The organism is Amycolatopsis rifamycinica, assembly GCF_000695625.1.
Taxonomy (GTDB): Bacteria; Actinomycetota; Actinomycetes; order Mycobacteriales; family Pseudonocardiaceae; genus Amycolatopsis; species Amycolatopsis rifamycinica.
On the sequence record NZ_JMQI01000050.1, the window covers coordinates 16,306 to 34,451 of the forward strand.

The 18,146-nt window shown below is 70.9% G+C and carries 13 protein-coding genes; 6 read left to right on the plus strand and 7 right to left on the minus strand.

Going from position 1 to position 18,146, the window contains the following annotated elements:
• Position 1: 1 nt before the first annotated feature.
• From DV20_RS23400 to DV20_RS23425, 6 genes are all read left to right on the plus strand, one after another.
• Complete coding sequence (locus tag DV20_RS23400) at positions 2-1,327, plus strand: MATE family efflux transporter (protein ID WP_043783964.1); 1,326 nt, start codon at positions 2-4, stop codon at positions 1,325-1,327.
• Between the two features lie 7 nt (positions 1,328-1,334).
• Entirely contained in the window at positions 1,335-2,279 is a 945-nt protein-coding gene (locus tag DV20_RS23405) for a glycosyltransferase family 2 protein (protein WP_043783781.1), read from the plus strand.
• On the plus strand, positions 2,276-3,460 hold the full coding sequence (locus tag DV20_RS23410; RefSeq protein ID WP_043783783.1) for a polysaccharide pyruvyl transferase family protein: 1,185 nt from the start codon (positions 2,276-2,278) through the stop codon (positions 3,458-3,460). The genes DV20_RS23405 and DV20_RS23410 overlap by 4 nt, the downstream gene beginning before the upstream one ends.
• A complete protein-coding gene (locus tag DV20_RS23415) occupies positions 3,457-4,005 on the plus strand; it encodes a dTDP-4-dehydrorhamnose 3,5-epimerase family protein (protein WP_043783784.1) in 549 nt (182 codons plus the stop codon). The genes DV20_RS23410 and DV20_RS23415 overlap by 4 nt, the downstream gene beginning before the upstream one ends.
• Before the next feature lie 8 nt (positions 4,006-4,013).
• The gene (locus DV20_RS23420; protein ID WP_043783786.1) at positions 4,014-5,330 is read left to right on the plus strand and encodes a glutamate-1-semialdehyde 2,1-aminomutase; all 1,317 of its coding nucleotides are present in this window, start codon (positions 4,014-4,016) and stop codon (positions 5,328-5,330) included.
• A 93-nt stretch (positions 5,331-5,423) separates the two neighbouring features.
• On the plus strand, positions 5,424-6,905 hold the full coding sequence (locus tag DV20_RS23425; RefSeq protein WP_043783788.1) for a right-handed parallel beta-helix repeat-containing protein: 1,482 nt from the start codon (positions 5,424-5,426) through the stop codon (positions 6,903-6,905).
• 259 nt (positions 6,906-7,164) lie between these two features.
• Here the strand turns inward: DV20_RS23425 and DV20_RS23430 are convergent, their stop codons facing one another.
• From DV20_RS23430 to asnB, 7 genes are all read right to left on the minus strand, one after another.
• Positions 7,165-7,812 (minus strand): phosphatase PAP2 family protein, encoded by a 648-nt coding sequence (locus tag DV20_RS23430; RefSeq protein WP_043783789.1) that lies wholly within the window; start codon positions 7,810-7,812, stop codon positions 7,165-7,167.
• A complete protein-coding gene (locus DV20_RS23435; protein ID WP_043783790.1) occupies positions 7,809-8,978 on the minus strand; it encodes a glycosyltransferase in 1,170 nt (389 codons plus the stop codon). The genes DV20_RS23430 and DV20_RS23435 overlap by 4 nt, the downstream gene beginning before the upstream one ends.
• The gene (locus DV20_RS23440) at positions 8,975-10,162 is read right to left on the minus strand and encodes a membrane protein (protein WP_043783965.1); all 1,188 of its coding nucleotides are present in this window, start codon (positions 10,160-10,162) and stop codon (positions 8,975-8,977) included. The genes DV20_RS23435 and DV20_RS23440 overlap by 4 nt, the downstream gene beginning before the upstream one ends.
• A gap of 118 nt (positions 10,163-10,280) precedes the next feature.
• Entirely contained in the window at positions 10,281-11,807 is a 1,527-nt protein-coding gene (locus DV20_RS23445) for a right-handed parallel beta-helix repeat-containing protein (protein WP_043783791.1), read from the minus strand.
• A 9-nt stretch (positions 11,808-11,816) separates the two neighbouring features.
• Positions 11,817-14,048, minus strand: coding sequence for a heparinase II/III family protein (locus tag DV20_RS23450; protein ID WP_051736100.1), 2,232 nt, complete (start codon positions 14,046-14,048; stop codon positions 11,817-11,819).
• The gene (locus tag DV20_RS23455; protein ID WP_043783794.1) at positions 14,045-16,222 is read right to left on the minus strand and encodes a bi-domain-containing oxidoreductase; all 2,178 of its coding nucleotides are present in this window, start codon (positions 16,220-16,222) and stop codon (positions 14,045-14,047) included. Before DV20_RS23455 ends, DV20_RS23450 begins: the two co-directional genes overlap by 4 nt.
• The gene (asnB, locus tag DV20_RS23460; protein WP_043783795.1) at positions 16,219-18,129 is read right to left on the minus strand and encodes an asparagine synthase (glutamine-hydrolyzing); all 1,911 of its coding nucleotides are present in this window, start codon (positions 18,127-18,129) and stop codon (positions 16,219-16,221) included. Before asnB ends, DV20_RS23455 begins: the two co-directional genes overlap by 4 nt.
• Between the last annotated feature and the right edge of the window lie 17 nt (positions 18,130-18,146).

The window sequence follows — 18,146 nt, forward strand, 5'->3', positions numbered from 1 at the left end:
CGTGGCCGACCACCGCCGTGCACCGCGCTCGATCTTCCGGTCGGGCGCGGTGCGCGCGATGGCGGGGAGGTTGAGCTGGGGCCTCGGCGACCAGGCGGTGTCCAGCCTGACCAACTTCGCCGTCGGGCTGTACGTGGCCCGCTCGCTCGGCACGTTCGCGTTCGGCATCTTCAGCCTCGCCTGGGTCACCTACGGCGTGGTGCTCAACATCTCCCGCGGCCTCGCCACCGACCCGCTGATGGTGCGGTTCAGCGCCGTGCCGGAGGACCGGTGGCGGACGGGCGTGGCCAGCGCGTCCGGCACCGCGATCGGCGTCGGCTGCGTGACCGGGCTGGTCAGCCTCGTGGCCGGGCTGGCCGCGGGCGGCCCGCTCGGCAACGCGTTCGTCGCGCTCGCCGTGGTCCTGCCGGGCCTGCTCCTGCAGGACGCCTGGCGCTTCGCGTTCTTCGCGCGCGGCGCGGGCAAGAAAGCGTTCGTCAACGACTGCGTGTGGGGCGTGGCCCTGATCCCGGCGCTCTACGTCGCCGCGCAGATCCACACGGTGGTCGCGTTCGTGCTGGCCTGGGGCCTTTCCGGCGCGGTCGCCGCCCTGTACGGCGGGTTCCAGACGGGCATCCTGCCGCACCCGCGGGAGACGCTCGGCTGGCTCCGGACGCAGCGTGATCTCAGCGTCCGGTACCTCGTCGAGAACGTCAGCAACAGCGGCGCGTCGCAGCTGCGCGCGTACGGCCTCGGCGCCATCACCGGGATCACCGCCGTCGGCGCGGTCCGCGGGGCCGAGCAGCTGCTCGGCCCGTTCCTGGCCCTGCTCATGGGGCTGTCCCTGGTCACCGTCGCCGAAGGCGCGCGGGTGCTCCAGCGGGCCCCGCACCGGCTGAAGCACTTCTGCGTGATCCTCGGCGGCGGACAGGCCGCCGCCGCGCTGTGCTGGGGCCTCGGCCTGCTGCTGCTCGTGCCCGACGCCGCCGGCCGCTGGGTGATGGGCTCGGTCTGGGACTCGTCGTCCCCGCTGATCCTCCCGGTCACCCTCGCCGTGGTCGGCGCGAGCTTCGCCACGGGCGCGGCCGCCGGCCTGCGCGCCCTCGGCGCCGCTCCCCGCAGTTTGCGGTCCCAGCTGATCGCCTCCCTGTTCTACGTCACCTTCGGCATCACCGGCGCGTTCCTCGGCGGCGCGGCCGGCTCCGCGTGGGGCGTCGCGACGGCCACCCTCAGCGGGTCCGTCGTCTGGTGGTTCCAGCTCCGCCTGGGACTGCGCGACTACGTCCCGCCGGGCGCCGACGAGCCCACCGTGGTCTTCGAGCCGATCAAAGAGCCGATCAAGGAATGAGGACTCCATGACCACCGCCCCGCGGCTGAGCCTCGGCCTCCCGGTGTACAACGGCGAGGAGTACCTCGCCGAGTCGCTGGACGCCCTGCTCGGCCAGACCTACGAAGACTTCGAGCTGATCATCTCGGACAACGCCTCCACCGACGGCACCGACGAGATCTGCCGCCGCTACGCCGAGAAGGACTCCCGGATCCGGTACGTCCGCCAGCCGAAGAACATCGGCGCGACGCCGAACCACAACTTCGTGTTCGACGTCTCCCGCACCGAGCTCTTCAAGTGGGTCTCCCACGACGACCTCTACGCCCGCGACCTGCTCAAGCGGTGCGTCGAGGCCCTCGACGAGCACCCGGACATCATCCTCGCCCACTGCGACCAGGCGATCATCGACGGCGACGGCCGCATCGTCCAGCGGCTCGAGTACACGCTGAACACGGCGTCCCGGCACGCGCCGGACCGCTTCCGCAGCATCCTGTTCGAGCCGGGCGGCGACGACTTCTACGGCGTCATCCGCGCCGACGTCCTCCGCCGCGTCAAGCCGCTCGACAGCTACCACCACGCCGACCGGACGTACTCGGCCGAGATGGCCCTGCACGGCCCGTTCCACCAGGTGCCCGAGCTGCTCTACTTCCGCCGCGACCACCCCGGCCGCGCGGAGCGGGCCAACCCGACCATCCGGAGCCGGTGCGCGAATCTGGACCCGCGGCGCGCGAACCGGCTCCGGAACCCCACCGTCCGCCTGCTCGGCGAGTACGTCTACGGGTTCGCGGACCTGATCCGCCGCGCGCCGATCTCGGCCGCCGACAAGCGCGAGTGCTTCGGCCACCTCGGCGCCTGGCTGACCAACCGGGCCCGCTCCGGCCACGGCGAGCGCGTCGAGGACCGCGCGCCGACCGCCTCCGACGTCGCCACGGTCAACGAGATCGTGGCCGGCCGCGAAGGCAGGCTCGCGTGAGGCGTCCACCCCGCGTCGGCGTGTTCGGCCTGCTCGGCTCGGGGAACCTCGGCAACGACGGTTCCCTCGAAGCCGTGCTCGGCTACCTGCGCGCCGAGTACCCGGACGCGGTGCTGAGCGCCCTGGTCGGCGGCCCGGACCTCGTCCGCGACCGGTACGGCCTCGACGCGACGCCGCTGCACTGGAACCAGTCCGAGTACGAGACGGCGTCCGGCCTGCGCTCGATCGTCCTCAAGGGACTCGGCAAGCTGGTCGACGTCGGCCGCACGGCCGCCTGGGTCCGGAAGCAGGACGTCGTCATCGTGCCCGGCATGGGCGTGCTCGAAGCGACGCTGCCGCTGCGTCCCTGGGGTTTCCCGTATTCGCTTTTTCTCCTCTCCGCCACCGGGCGCCTGTTCGGCACCAAGGTGGCACTCGTCTGTGTCGGCGCCAACGAGATCAGCGCCCGGGCGACGCGCACCCTGGTCCGCTGGTCCGGCCGGCTCGCCGCCTACCGCTCCTACCGCGACGACATCTCGCGCGACGCCATGCGCGCCATGGGCGTCGACACGAGTGCCGACGGGGTCTATCCCGACCTCGCGTTCTCCCTTCCCACCCCGGCCGCCGACGGCAAGCCGGGCACCGTCGGCGTCGGCGTGATGGCCTACTACGGCGGCAACGACGACCGCGCCGAGGCCGACCGCATCTACCGTCACTACGTCGACACGATGAACCGTTTCGTCGCGTGGCTCGTTGACCAGGGCAGACCCGTCCGGCTGTTCATCGGTGACCGGATCGACCGGCAGGTCGTCGACGAGATCATCGAGCAGACCGCTTCCCCGCTGGTGACGGCGGCTCCGGCGGAGACCCTGGACGAGCTGATGCACGAGATGGCCGCGGTGGACAGCGTGGTGGCCACGCGCTACCACAACGTGCTCTGCGCCCTGAAGGTCGCGAAGCCGACCGTGGCGATCGGCTACGCACCGAAGAACGACGTCCTCATGGCGGAGATGGGCCTCGAGGGCTTCACCCAGCGGGCGAAGACCGTCGGCTTCCACCGGCTTGTCGAACAATTCACCGAACTGGAGAACCGTTCGGCCGAACTTCGCCAGACGCTCCAGGAACGGAACGAGATGAACGCGCAACGGCTCAAGGACCAGTTCGCCGCGCTTTCGGCGGCCCTCTTCGGGGGTGGGCGATGAAGGCCATTCCGGTGCCCGAGATCGACGGTGCGTATCTGTTCGAACCCACCCCGCATACGGACCAACGCGGATTTTTCAGCCGGACGTTCGACCGCGACGTCGTCGCGTCGGTCGGGATCGACCCGGACGGCTTCGCCCAGGACAGTCTTTCCCGCTCCCGCAAGGGCGTCGTCCGCGGGATGCACCTGCGCGGCGGGGCCGGCGAGGCGAAGCTGGTGCGGTGTTCGCACGGCGCGATCTTCGATGTCGTCGTGGATCTCCGACCGGATTCGCCGACATTCCGGAATGTGAAAACCTTCGAACTCTCCGGTGAGACGCAGGTTTCCGTGTACATCCCGGCGGGCTGCGCGCACGGATTCCAGTCACTCACTGATCCCTCTGACGTTTCGTACCGTATCGATCGGCCGCATGATCCGAACGAAGACATTACGATCTCGTACAAAGACCCCGAACTGGACATTTCCTGGCCACTTTCGGTCACAATGGTCAGTGACCGGGACGAACGGGCGCCCTCCCTCGGAGAGGCGTTGAAATCAACGAGGTGAGCCACGACATGGGAACGAACCTGCCCCGCTCCACGGAGGCGAACGAGCGGTTGCACCGGGTCATCCCGGGCGGTGCGCACACCTACGCCAAGGGCTCGGACCAGTATCCCGAAGGGATGGCCCCGGTCATCTCCCACGGCCGCGGCGGCCATGTCTGGGACGTCGACGGCAACGAGTATGTCGAGTACGGCGCCGGGCTGAGAGCCGTCAGCCTCGGCCACGCCCACCCGCGGGTCGTCGAAGCGGTGCGCGGCGAGCTGGACAAGGGCAGCAACTTCATCCGCCCGTCGATCATCGAGGCCGAAGCCGCCGAGCGGTTCCTCGAGAACGTCCCGACGGCCGACATGGTGAAGTTCACCAAGAACGGCTCCGACGCGACGACCGCCGCGGTCCGGCTGGCCCGCGCCGCCACCGGCCGCAAGCTCGTCGCCAAGTGCGCCGACCACGCCTTCTTCTCCACCGACGACTGGTTCATCGGCACCACGCCGATGAACGCGGGCATCCCGGAGGAGACGACGGAAGCGACGGTGTCCTTCCCGTACGGCGACCTTCAGGCCGCGGAGGAGCTGCTGCAGCGCCACGAGGGCGAGATCGCGTGCATGATCCTGGAGGCGGCCGCGGCGGTGGAGCCGCCGCCGGGGTACCTGCAGGGCCTGCGCGAGCTCGCCACCCGCCACGGCGTCGTCCTGGTCTTCGACGAGATGATCACCGGCTTCCGCTGGTCCGCCCACGGCGCCCAGGGGCTCTACGGCGTCACGCCCGACCTCTCGACGTTCGGCAAGGCCCTCGGCAACGGCTTCGCGGTGTCGGCGCTGGCGGGCAAGCGGGAGCTGATGGAGCTCGGCGGCCTGCGCACCGACCGCGAGCGGGTGTTCCTGCTCTCGACCACGCACGGCGCGGAGACCCACTCGCTGGCCGCCGCGATGGCGGTCATGGACGTCTACCGCGACGAGGACGTCATCGGCAGGCTGCACGCCCTCGGCGACCGGCTCGCCGCCGGTGTCCGCGAGGTGGCGGCCGGGATCGGCGTCGAGGACCACGTGGTCGTCCGCGGCCGGGCCAGCAACCTGGTCTTCGGCACGCTCGACGAACAGGGCAAGCCGTCGCAGCCGTACCGGACACTGTTCCTGCGCGAGCTGATCAGCGGCGGCGTGCTCGGACCGTCCTTCGTGGTCAGTGCCGCGCTCACCGAAGCCGACATCGACAAGACCATCGACGTCGTCGCCCAGGCCTGCACGGTGTACCGGAAGGCCCTGGACGCGAACGACCCCACGCCGTGGATGGGCGGGCGCCCGGTGCAGCCCGTGTTCCGCAAACACGCCTGATCCCCGCACGGGCGGGCCGGATTCACCCGTTGGGTCCGACGAGGACACTTGAGGGTGACTGTTTTCCGGCCCGTTCGTGCGTAACTTCCTGCCATGGGCAGATCTCGTGCGGTACTCGTCGCTGCTTGCTCGCTCCTGATCGCCGTCGCGTGCCCGGCGGTCGCGCGCGGCGCGGAGGGGCCGGGCCCGGTCTGCGGCCACCAACCCGCCGAACACCAGCGGCCACCCTCCGGAGCCGTCGCCGTCGACCCGGCCGTCGACGGCGACCTTTCCGCCAAGACGGCGGCGCACCCGGCGGGCACGACGTTCTGGCTGGCGCCCGGCACCCACACGCTCGGCAAGGACGAGTACGGCCAGGTCGTCCCCAAGGACGGCGACGTCTACCTCGGCGCGCCGAACGCGGTCGTCGACGGCCGCGGCGTCAACCGGGCGGCCTTCACCCAGCAGGCCCGCGACGTGCAGATCCGCGGGCTCACCATCCGCGGCTTCGTCGCGCTGCAGGACCAGGGCGTGGTCAACCACGACTCCGGCGACGGCTGGCTCATCGAGAACACCACGATCGAGGACAACGCGGGCGCGGGGCTGATGGCCGGCGCCGGCCAGGTCGTGCGGCACAGCTGCCTCCGCGACAACGGGCAGTATGGGCTCAACGCGTACCAGGCGGGCGACGGCATCACCGGGCTCGTGCTGGAGGGCAACGAGATCACCGGCAACAACACCGGTGACTGGGAAGCGAAGGTGCCGGGCTGCGGGTGCAGCGGCGGCGCCAAGTTCTGGGCCGTGAACGGGGCCGACATCCGCGGCAACTGGGTGCACGGCAACCACGGCGCGGGCCTGTGGGCCGACACGAACAACAACGACTTCCTCGTCGAGGACAACCTGTTCGAGGCCAACGACGCCGAGGCCCTGTTCTACGAGACCAGCTACAACCTCGTGCTGCGCGGCAACACGTTCCGCCGCAACACCCTGGTCCAGGGCCGCACGTTCGCGGGCCGCGGCGACAACTTCCCGGTGGCGACGGTGTACCTGTCGGAATCGGGCGGCGAGCCGCGCGTGCGGGCCCGGACGTCGGCCATCGACATCAGCGGCAACACGTTCGAGGACAACTGGGCCGGGATCACGTTGTGGGAGAACGCCGACCGCTTCTGCAACAGCCCGGCGAACACCTCGACGGGCTACTGCACCAAGACGGCGGCGAAGTCTTCGTGCACCGCGGGCGCGATCGAGAAGGCCCCGGCGTACGACGACTGCCGCTGGAAGACGCAGCGGGTGGAGATCCACGGCAACACCTTCCGGCTCGATCCCGGCCGCATCGGCTGCACGAGCCTGTGCGGGCGGATGTCCCTGCTGTCCAACTTCGGGACGTTCCCGGACTGGTCGCCCTACAAGGGAACGGTGGTCGAGGAGGCCATCACGTTCCGCCAGGCCAACCGCTGGCACGACAACACGTACGCCGGGCCGTGGGCTTTCGTGGTGCATGACACCTCCATGACGGTGGATGCTGCGGGCTGGCAGGCGAAGCCCTACGCGCAGGACGAGTGCTCTTCGTTCGGCGGTGGGTCCGCCGGCTGCTGATCACGAGCATGCCGACGGGGTCCGACACTTTCAAACGCCATTTCCGTCGAAGACACAGATTTCCGTTGTGGCATAAGGGAAAAGTCGCGAACGGAGAATTTCGGCGCGACTGTTCACCCGATTCAGCGACTGGCATTCGCACGGGTGTTCGGTACCGTCGAAGACATGACCGCATCGACAGCCAGCATGTCCACAGTGGACTCTTTCGCCCACCGCCCCGGCGGGCGACCGACTCTCGACTCCGCGCCCTGGCGCGCGCTCAGAGCCGGTCGGCCACCCGATCCACCACCCAAGCCGTAGCCGGGACGGCGGCCAGCGCAGCGCAGAACCCGCCGAGGGCGTCTGTCGGGTAGTGCGCGCCCAACGCCACCTCGGCCCAGCCCATCACCAGCCCGGCCACCACCGCCAACCCCAGCGCCAGTGCGGCCCCGGCGGGGCGCCCCAGCCCCAGCCGCTGGGTGAGCACCAGCGCGATGATCAGCGCGAGCGCCGTCGCCAGGGCCGTGTGCCCGCTCGGGTACGACAGGAACTCGCCGTGGATGGTGCGGCCGACCACCGGCTTCAGCACCGTCGTCACCGCGACCGTCACCGCGACACCCAGCACCGTCACCACGGCCGTCCGGACGAGGCGGACCAGCCAGCACACTGCCGAAAGGAGCGCGATCAGGATCACCGACCCCACCGGCTCGCCACCGAAGTCGACGACCAGGGCGACGTACCGCCATGGCGGCTGGACCGGATAGAGCGAAGGGAGCACAGCCGCGTCGATGCCGGTCAGGCTCGCGTCGCGGAAGTGCAGGATGCCGAGCGCCACGACGACCGCGGTCGCCAGGGCGGCCGTCATCGCCAGCGGGGCGCGCAGTGCGGCCGGCAGGGCCGCGGGCGCGGTCCGGACCAGCTGCCTCACGCCTCGATCGCCGCCTCGTAACCGGCGATCAAGCGGTCCAGGCCGACCGCGGGGGTGAAGTCCTTCTCGTACCGGACGCGGGCCGCGTCGCCCATGTCGCGGTTGCGGTCGCCGATCACCGCGCGCAGGCGGTCGGCGAGTGAGGCCGCGTCGTTCGGGACGTGCAGCAGGCCCGTCACTCCGTCGTCGACGAGTTCGGGGAACGCGCCGTGCGCGGCCGCGACCGTCGGCACGCCGGCGGCCATCGCCTCGACCACCACCAGGCCGAAGGCTTCCAGCCACGTCGAGGGGGCGACCACCGCCACCGCGTCGGCGGTCAGGGCACGGCATTCCGCCTTGTTCTGCAGGCCGACGTACGAGACGTCGTCGCGGGTGGCGGCCCAGGCCGCGACCTGGTCCTGCATCGGGCCGGTCCCGGCGATGACCAGCGGCACGCCCAAGGCACCGTCGAGACGCTCCCAGGCGCGCATCAGCAGGCCGACCCCCTTCTCCTCGGTGACGCGGCCGAGGAACAGCACGTGCCGTCCGGCGCCGGTCCGGCGGACACCGGGGTCGGTGACGAAGTTGTGCTTCACCGCCATCCGCTCGCCGGGCATCCCGGCCGACACCAGGAGGTCACGTTGGGCCGCCGAAATGCAGAAGAACCGGGAAACGCCCGTCCACCACCGGCGCCGGTTCGCGACCATGCTCGCCGCCATCGGGAGCGTGGCCGCGCTGGAACCGCGGTAGCAGCCGTGCTTCACCGCCGGCAGCGGTGAGCCGCCGACGCACTCGGTGCAGATGCGGCCGTCGCGGTGGAGCGTGCCGGGCGGGCAGACCATCGTGTAGTTGTGCAGTGTCGCGACCGCGGGCACGCCCGCGTCCGCGCACGCGGCGACCACCGACGGCGACAGCAGCGGGAACGTGTTGTGGATGTGCACGACGTCCGGGCGCGACGCCCGCAGCCGGCCGGCGAGCTCCTTCCGCACCGCCGGGTTCCACGGCACCATCAGCGGCACCGCGGCCTTGCGGGGCAGCGGCATCTCCGCGATGTCGTCGCTGCGGCGTTCGAACAACGACACCTGGTGACCGCCCTCGGCGAGGAGCGTCACCTCCGCGTCGACGACGTTGTTCTCGCCGCTCGGCTGCTCGGACCGGTACCGGTTGTGCACCACGAGCACCTTCACGCGCCTGCACCTCGCACGTCTGCCCCCTTCGCCGGGATGAATGCTTGTTCGTCGTACTGCGGCACCCCGCGGACCAGCAGTGACGCGGCGACCGCCAGGTGCAGCAGGTACGGCGACGCGTCGCCGAGACCCGCTTCGGTGTAGGAGGCCGAAACGCAGTAGGTGATCAAAAAGATCGCGCACGCCCTCGCCAGCGAAGGCGGCCGCAGGACCGCGACGACGCTCAAGGTGAGCAAGAACGCGGCGACCAACGCAATGCCCAGGAAACCCTGCTCGTGGTAGATCGCGAGCCAGCTGTTGTCGATCGGGAGGCCGTCGTAGGACTTGTCCGTCAGGCCGACGCCGAAGATGTACTCCGCCGTCGTCCGCGGGGCCTCCAGCAGCGCGTCCCACACCTTCGCGCGGCCGGTCAGGCTGGAGAAGTTGTCGGCGCTCTGCCCGCGGAGGAACCACGTCTGCAGCGCACCCGCCAGGACCACGCCGGCCACCCCGCCGATACCGACCGTCCACGCGAACACCTTCCGGGCGCGGGCACTGGTCAGCACCATCGACAGGAAGGCCACCGCCAGGCCGGCGACGAGGCCGAGCGTCGCCGTGCGGGTGTGCGTGAGCAGCAGCAGTCCCAGCACCGGTACCACGATCCCCAGCGCGCTGCGCCAGGTCGTGCGGCGCCCGAACCAGAGGAGGAGCGTGAGCCCGGAGATGACCGCTGCGTACTGGCCGATCTGCGGCGGGGTCAGCGGCCAGACCGCGCCCGAAAGCCGGCCGCCGTACTCCTCCGGCATCGCGTTGCCGGGCGAGATCACCAGGCCGACCGCCACCGACGCGAGCACGACCGCGTACGTGCGGATGTGGTACCGGACGAAGCTGAACCCGCCGTCCCACCAGCGGGTCAGCAACCAGAGCGTGGAGACGAACACCGTGAGCCGGAAGCACCGGAACAGCGCGCCGAAGCCCTCCTGGAGGTCGGCGCTGGAGAGGATGCTGGCCCCCAGCAACACCGTCAGCAGGGTCAGGTACGCGCTCGGGCGGATCCGCAGGTGCTTGTTCAGGGCCAGCGCGATCACGAAGGCCGTCATCAGCGAGCCCATGGTGACCAGCTGGCTGACCGACCGCGGCAGCGGGAGGACCGTCTTGGCGCCGGTCGAGCCGAGCGTGTTGAGGATCAGGAGCGCCCACGCCAGGCCGGCCCACTTCGGCGTCGAAGACGCCGGCTCGGGCGCGGCGTCGCCGCGGAGGCCGCTCAGCCCGGTCGATCCGGTCGATCCGGCCCGACCGGCCGGTCCGGTGTGTGCGGTCATGTCAGCCCCCGCCCTGCGCGGTGAAGGTGCTGCCGCTGTCCTGCGAGTACGGCGCACCCTCCCACTCGCCGATCTGGAGGACGCGGTCGGCCGAGTAGGCGATGAACGTCCAGGGGCCGGCGTAGCTGTTGTCGTGCCAGCGGTTGTCCTGCTTGAACGTGATCGCCTCCTGGACGACGTCGCCGCGGTACGGCGACCAGTCCGGGTAGCTGCCGAAGTTCGACAGCAGGCCCATCCGGCCGCAGGAGGCCTGACATCCGACGACCGCCGGGTCGAGGACGAACTTGTTGTCGTGGATGTCGACGTGCTGGGTCTTCCAGCGGCAGTCGGCCAGCAGCGCGCCGCTGGTGATCGCCGGGGCCGCGCACTGCTTGACCGACGGCACCAGCCGGGTGCAGTCGCCCGAGGAGGTGTTGGCCGGGCTGTTGCAGAACCGGTCGGCGTTCTCCCACAGCGTGATCCCGGACCAGTTGTTCTCCAGGTAGTTGCGGGAGACGTCGATCTTCGCCGTGCGGGCCTTGATCCGCGGCTCGCCACCGGACTCGGAGATGTAGATCGCCGAGGTCGGGAAATTGTCGCTCTTGTCGGCGTACCGGCGGCCGTCGGCCCAGTTGTTCTTGCGGATCGTGTTGTCGCGGATGACCGCGTTATAGCTGATCTCGTAGATCAGCGCGGCGCTGTCGTTGTTCTCGATGAGGTTGCCCTCGATGAGGAAGTCGTTGTTGTTCGTGTCGGCCCACAGCCCGGTGCCGTGGTTGTCGTGCACCCAGTTGCCCCGCACGTCGGCGCCGTTCACGGCCCAGAACTTGACTCCGCCGCTGCAGCCGCAGCCGTCGATCTTCGCTTCCCAGTCGCCGGTGTTGTTGCCGGCGATCTCGTTGCCCTCGACGACGAGCGCGGTCAGCGGCGTGCCGCCGGAGTAGGCGTTCATGCCGTACTGGCCGTTGCGGCGCAGGCAGTTGCCGCGCACCTGCTGGCGGGCGCCCGCCATCAGCCCGGCGCCGTCGTTGTCCTGGACGGTCGAGTGCTCGATCGCCCAGCCGTCGCCGGAGTCGTGGTTGACCACGCCTTCGTCGTGCGGGGCGGCGAAACCCTGCACGGTCAGGTAGGTGATCTTGACGTTGACCGCGTGGCCGGTGAAGGCGTACTGGTTGATCTTGCGGCCGTCGAGGACAGCGCCGGGGGCGCCGACGTAGACGTCACCGTCCTTGGGGGACACCTGGTCGTACTTGTCGTCGCCGAGGATGTGCTTGCCGGGCTTGAGCCAGAACGTCGTACCGGGAGCGGCCGAGCGTGTCTTCGCCGCCAGGTCCCCCGGCACGGCGGGATCGACGACGACGGCCCCGGCCGGCGCGGCGGCCGGACCGGCGGGCTGCTTGTCGCACACGGCGGCGACCGACCCGCTGGGAGCCGCGGTGGCCTGGGCCGGGCCGCCGTCGGTATCGGGCCCGCCCGAGCACGCCGCGACCGTGAGCAGGACACCGAGCAACGGAGCTGCACGGCGAAGTCGGAAGCGGCGGACTGTCACGGGCGGGTCCTAACTGAAGCGGAGCAGGGTGGTGAGAAGTCCGGGCGACCCGGAGCCGACAAGGGTGGTGGCGGGTTCCTTGCGCCCGAACCCCGCGGAGTACCAGCCAAGCGGCGGCTCGGTATCCCCGCGGTGCACGGTCCACGAGAGCTCGGAAGGCAACTCCATGACGGCGGTGCGCACGGCGCCGGCAAGAGAACCGGAGACCCGCCCGACAAGCGGATCGCCGGCGGCACCCGCCGAAGCCCCACCGCCGGTGGCAGGACCGACCCGGCCGGCGGCAGCAACGGAACCGGCCGCCCGGCCCCCGTCGCGAACCGGGGAGCCGGGCTGCCCAGCGCCGGCGGGGGAACCGATGAGGCCCTCTCCCCCAACGGCGTCGGGCGCACCGGCAACCGAGGAACCGAGGTGCCCAGCGCCGGGCGCACCGGCAACCGAGGAGTCGGGCCGCCCAGCGCTGGGCGCACCGACGAGCGGCGACTCCGGCGCGGCCGTCCAGCGGAGGCGGGCCGTGGTGCCGTCCAGCATCACCGTCACCGATGGGCCGAAGTGGAACGCCAGGCGTGCCTCCTCCGGTGGCTGGTCGCCCAGGACCTCGTCGACGATCTTCAGCACGTCGCCGTCCAGGTCGACCGTGCGGCGGTGGAGGGCCGGGGCGTAACCGTCGTGGGCTGCGGACCAGCGGGCCGGGCCGTTGTCCGGGGTGTGGACCTCCAGGACCCTCGTCACCGCGTGGCGGGTCCACAGGAACGGGCCGCCCGAGACCGACTGGTCGCGGCCGGCCAGCTCGAGGGTGTTGTGGCCGAGGGTCGAGCGGAAGTACTGCCGCCACCGCGGTTCGCCGTGGTAGCAGAACGTGCCCGGGTCGGCCAGGATGTCCACGCCGTCGTGGCGGACCTCCAGCGACAGTGCGTCCGCGTGGGCGTGCGCCGCGATCGACAGGAACCCGTGGGGGCCTCCGTCGCAGCGGACCCATACCGGGCCCGAGCGCAGGATCGTCATCCCCGCGTCCCGCAGGTGCGCCTGCCGGCGGCCGGGGCGGGCACCCGATACCCGCGGGGTGCGCGACACCAACGACGCCAGCAGCGGTGTCCGCACGTCGTCGGCCGGGACCGGTGGCCACCAGTCCAGGCGGCCGAACAGCGCGTCCCCCGAGGCCAGCAGCGAGGCCCAGCGGTCCGTCGCCGTGCCGTCGACGATCAGGCCGAAGCCGTCGTCGGCGTCGCCCTGGCGGGGCGGGCGCAGCCTCTGGTCCACAATGGACGCCAGGGCGTCGGTCATCCGGAGCAGGACGTCCCACGTCGAGTCCGGCGCCGGGGTGCCCGCGGCGTCGGCCTCGGCCGCCGCCGCCAGGCCGAGTTCCAGCACCAGGCCGTGGTACTCGGACGCCAGTTCGGCGTTGAGGCCGGAATCGAACGTGTTGCGCCCCAGCTGGACGTCCAGCGAGCGCATCGCCGCGGCCCGCCAGCCCGCCGACTCCGGGAACCAGCCGAACGCGCACGCCGCGGCCAGCAGACCGGCGTCCTCGGCGATCACGTGGTTGTTCGCCGACGAGCCGTGGCTGCGCAGCGTCGCGAGCCAGTTCTGGTGGTGCCACAGCTGGAGCTGGAAGTCCGGGTTCTCCTCGAACAGCTCCGCCACGCCCGGCCAGCCGTCGAGCAGCCGGCGCGTCCAGACCCACGACAGGAGGCGGATACCCAGCTCGATGCCGCTCACCCAGTGCGGCCCCCGCAACGGCGGGTTCGCCGCCCACCACGACCGCAGGTGCTCGGCCGCGCGCGCGGCGTACGCCGAAGAGCCGGTCAGGGCGTAAGCCGCGGCCAGCACGGTGAGGTGCTGGTGGCGCGACGGCTCCCAGATCTGCTTGATGTCGCCGACCGTGTCCTCCGACCGGTACGGGACGTCGAACGCGTACACGGCCGAAGGCGCGCGACGCCCGGTCTTCGGGTCGAGGAACCAGTCGGGCGCCTCGAAATCCGTGCGCTCGACGCCGAAGTACTCCGCGCGGCCGGCCATCAGCTCGTCGGCCGTCGCCAGCAGCCGCTTGGCCGCTTCGCCGGACACCTTGTCCAGCGCCCCGGCGGGCAGCGTGGCCGTGAACCGGGGGTGCGACGGCCAATCGGGGGGCGTCGGCGGCGCGGACCGCCACTGCCGCTGGACGACGGCGTGCCGCGCGCGCCCGACGACCTCCGCCGGCCCCATCCGGGACAACCGGCGCAGGTACCAGCCGGGACCCATCATGCCGGGGCACCCGCCTTCCGCGGCAGCTCGATCCGCACCGGCGCCGCGTTCGCGACGCTCGTCTGCGCGGCCAGCGTCGCCAGCGTCGTCGCCGCCAGCGAGGTGATCGAGATGGGCATCGGGCCGCCGGTCCGGACCGCCTCCAGGAAGGCGTTCACCTCCGCGGCCTGCCCCTTGTCCCGGCCCTTCGGGATGCGCGAGCTGGCCCACTTCTTCCGCGAGTACACCGACGCGCGGACGAAGTCGTCGAACTTGAGGACCTTGCCGTCCGCGGTGAGGTCCAAGGTTTCCTTCGGGAAGCCCGACGAGCCCGTCTCGGCGTAGGTGATCACCGCCGTCGAACCGTCCGGGTAGCCGAGGGTCACCTGGAGGTCGCCGGTGGCGTACACCGAGACCGGGTCGGCGTCGAGCAGCCAGCTCACCGTGTCGATGAAGTGGCCGCCCTCGCCGGCGAAGCGCGACCCCTCCGACTCCGTCTGGTTGTACCAGCTGCCGTGGTCGAGGCGGCCGGCGTTGACCAGGTACCGGACGGTCGCCGGTCCGACGCGCGGGCCGAACTGGTCGCGGGCCTCGTGCAGCAGCGGCGCGAACCGGCGGTTGAAGCCGACCTGCAGGCGGTCGTTGCCGGACTCCTCGATCGCGTCGAGGACCTTCTGCAGCTCTTCGGGAGACAGCGCGAGCGGCTTCTCGACGAACACCGTCTTGCCCGCCAGCAACGCCTGCCGGGTCAGCTCGGCGTGCGAGCTGTGGCGGGTCACGACGAACACCGCGTCGATGGACGAGTCGCCGAGGACGTTGTCGATGTCCGTCGACGCCTCGGCGAAGCCGAACTTGCGCCGCGCGTTGGCGCCCGACAGGGCCGACGTGGTCGCGACGTGCTTGAGCTGGACGTCGTCCCGCTCGACCAGGTGCGGCAGCAGCATCGACGACGCGTAGTTCCCCGCCCCGACGAAGCCCAGGCGCACCGGCTGCCCCGCCGGGAGGGCGGTTGCCGAAGACGACGCCACCGCGACCCGTGCGGAGGTCACCACGGGCTCCGTCCGGGCGACCGCGTCCGGGTAGCGGAACAGCACCGCCACGGCCTTCAACGCGCCCTCGTTCAGCGACTGGTACGTCGAAACCGCGTCGGAGAAGTCCGAGACGTGCGTGATCAGCGGCTCGACGTCCAGCCTGTCGCGCGCGATCAGGTCGAGGACGCACTCCAGGTTGCGGCGCTCGGTCCAGCGGACCTGGCCGATCGGGTAGTCACGGCCTTCGAGCTCGTACGACGGGTCGTAGCGGCCCGGCCCGTAGGAGCGCGAGAACCGGACGTCCAGTTCCTTCTCGTAGTAGGCGTTCCACGGCAGGTCGAGCTTGCACTTGCCGATGTCGATGACGCGGCCGCGGTCGCGCGACAGCTTCGCGGCCAGCTCCACCGGGTCGTTCGTGTTGCCGCCGGCGGCGAGGTAGGTCTGGTCGACGCCCGCGCCGTGCGTCAGCTCGTCCACGGCCGTGTCGACGATGCCGGACGCCGGGTGCGCGCAGGTCAGCGCGCCGAGGCTCTCGGCGAGCTTGCAGCGCTCCGGGTCGGGATCGACGCCGACGACGCGCACGCCGGACGACGACAGCAGCTGCACCACCAGCTGGCCGATCAGGCCGAGGCCGATGACCAGGGCGACGTCGCCGATCTGGGGCTCACCGCGGCGGACGCCCTGCATCGCGATGGACCCGACCGTGCCGAACGCCGCGTGCCGCGGGTCGACGCCGGCCGGAACGCGCGAGTACAGGTTCTTGGGCACCCAGTTGAGCTCGGAGTGCAGCGCGTGCTCGTTGCCCGCGCAGGCCACCAGGTCGCCCACCGCCACGTCGGTGATGCCGTCGCCAACCCGCTCGACGATGCCACACAGCGAGTAGCCGAGCGGGGTGTAGGAGTCCAGTTTGGACGTCACCTTGCGGTAGGTGGCCGAGAGGCCGTTGGTGGCCACGCTCTGCATGACCTTCGCGACCTGGTCCGGCCGCGCCTTCGCCTTGCCCACCAGCGACATGCTGGCCTCGGACACCTTCATCATCTCGGTGCCGGTCGAGATCAGCGAGTACACCGTCCGCACCAGCACGCCACCCGGCTTGCACGCCGGCTCGGGCACGTCGAGGAGCGCCAGTTCCCCGCTCTTGTAGTTCTGGACTACCTGCTTCACTTCGCTCCCGCTCCAGACATCGCGTTCCGGTACCAGTATTCGAGGGTCAAGACGTGCCAGAGGTGCTTGCCGCGGTCTTCCTGACCGGCGGCGTCCTCGGCGACCATGCGCTGCAACGCCTCGCGCTGCAGGAAGCCCGACGAGACGAGCACCCCTTCGTTGACGACTTCGCGCACCAGCGGCGCCAGGTCACGGCTCATCCAAGCCCGCAGCGGCGCGCTGAACAGGCCCTTCGGCCGGTGCACGATCTCGCTCGGCAGGATGTTCAACGCCGCGTTCTTCAAGGCCATCTTCCCGGCGCGGCCGACGATCTTCTTGTTCCCCGGGATCTTGAACGCCGCCCGCACGACCTCGACGTCGACGAACGGGGTCCGCACCTCGGTGGACGCCGCCATCGTCGAGCGGTCGGTGTAGGTCAGGTTCAGCCCGGGGAGGAACATCCGCGAGTCCGCCAGGCACATCCGGTTGACGAAGTCGTCGAGCGCTTGGTCGTGGTAGGTGTCCGCGTGCTCGGTGAGGACGTCGTCGACCAGCGGGGCGAAGTCCGGGTTCAGCAGCGAAACCAGCTCGGCGCGGTCGTACATCGTGTAGCTGCGCCGGAACGCCGTCTCCTCGGGCAGGCCCGCGAAGGACAGGAACCGCTTCGCGAACCGCACCGACCGGTAGCCGCGCTTGGCCGACGCCACCGGCAGTCTGTCCACAAGGGACTCGACCGGCTTCCGGACCGCACCCGGCACCTTGTGGTAGCGCAGGGCGATCAGGTTCGCGAGGTGCTTGCGGTAGCCGGCGAACAGTTCGTCGGCGCCCATTCCGGACAGCATCACCTTGACGCCGGCCTCGCGCGCGGCCGAGCAGATCAGGAACGAGTTGATCGCCGCCGGGTCGCCGATCGGCTCGTCGAGGTGGTAGGTCATCTTCGGCAGCAGGTCGAGCACCTGCGGCGCGATCTCGATTTCGTGCAGGTCGACGCCGAACTGCTCGGCCACGATCCGGGCGTACTTGAGGTCGTCCGGCATGGCTTCGAACTTGGCGTCTTCGGCCCGGAACCCGATGGTGTAGGCCGAGATCCCGGGCTGCGACCGCGCGGCCAGCGCTGTCAGGTAGCTGGAGTCGAGCCCGCCCGAGAGGAAGGTCGCCACCGGGACGTCGGAGAGCAGGTGCTTGGCCGTCGACTCGGCGATCACGGCGTGCAGGTCGACCTCGCCGTCGAAGGCCGCGCCCTCCTCGGCGACCTCCCGCAGCGACCAGAACCGGCCGCGGTCGACTTGGCCGTCCGGGCGGCAGCGCAGCCACGTGCCCGGCTGCAGCTTCTCCGCGCCCTGGTAGGCGCACCGGCTGTCCGGCACCCAGTAGTAGAGCAGCGACGCGATCAGCGCGGCGTTGTCGACCTGCAGCGACCCGCCGAGCTCACCCGCGAGGGCTTTGAGCTCGGAGGCGAACGCGACCCCGCCGTCCCGCTGCACGAAGAACAGCGGCTTGATGCCCAGCTGGTCGCGGACCAGGAACAGCTCGCCGGTGCCTTCCTCGAACAGCGCGAAGGCGAACATGCCGCGCAGCTTCGGCAGGCAGTCGGTGCCCCAGCGCCGCCACGCCTGCAGCAGGACCTCGGTGTCGGACGTCCCGCGGAAGCGGACGCCGGCCGCGGACAGCTCGGCCCGCAGCTCGGGCGCGTTGTACAGCTCGCCGTTGTAGCTCAGCGCGAGCCCGTCGAGGACCATCGGCTGGGCGCCGGTCTCGGACAGGTCGATGATCGAGAGCCGCCGGTGTCCCAAGTGGACTTCACCGGGGCCGGCGCGGTGCTCGTAGCGGCCGGAACCGTCCGGGCCGCGGTGGGCCAGCGTCTTCGTCAGCCGGTCGGTGAGCGGCCCGCCGTCCGGCCAGAGGTAGGTGCCTGCGATGCCGCACATCTCGGGTGCGTTCCCCT

What these genes read in the sequence shown, in the direction of transcription:
- DV20_RS23425 (WP_043783788.1), top strand. Translation starts at nt 5,424, where the DNA reads ATGGGCAGATCTCGTGCGGTACTCGTCGCTGCTTGCTCGCTCCTGATC.
- asnB (WP_043783795.1), bottom strand. Translation starts at nt 18,129, where the DNA reads ATGTGCGGCATCGCAGGCACCTACCTCTGGCCGGACGGCGGGCCGCTC.
- DV20_RS23405 (WP_043783781.1), top strand. Translation starts at nt 1,335, where the DNA reads ATGACCACCGCCCCGCGGCTGAGCCTCGGCCTCCCGGTGTACAACGGC.
- DV20_RS23450 (WP_051736100.1), bottom strand. Translation starts at nt 14,048, where the DNA reads ATGATGGGTCCCGGCTGGTACCTGCGCCGGTTGTCCCGGATGGGGCCG.
- DV20_RS23420 (WP_043783786.1), top strand. Translation starts at nt 4,014, where the DNA reads ATGGGAACGAACCTGCCCCGCTCCACGGAGGCGAACGAGCGGTTGCAC.
- DV20_RS23415 (WP_043783784.1), top strand. Translation starts at nt 3,457, where the DNA reads ATGAAGGCCATTCCGGTGCCCGAGATCGACGGTGCGTATCTGTTCGAA.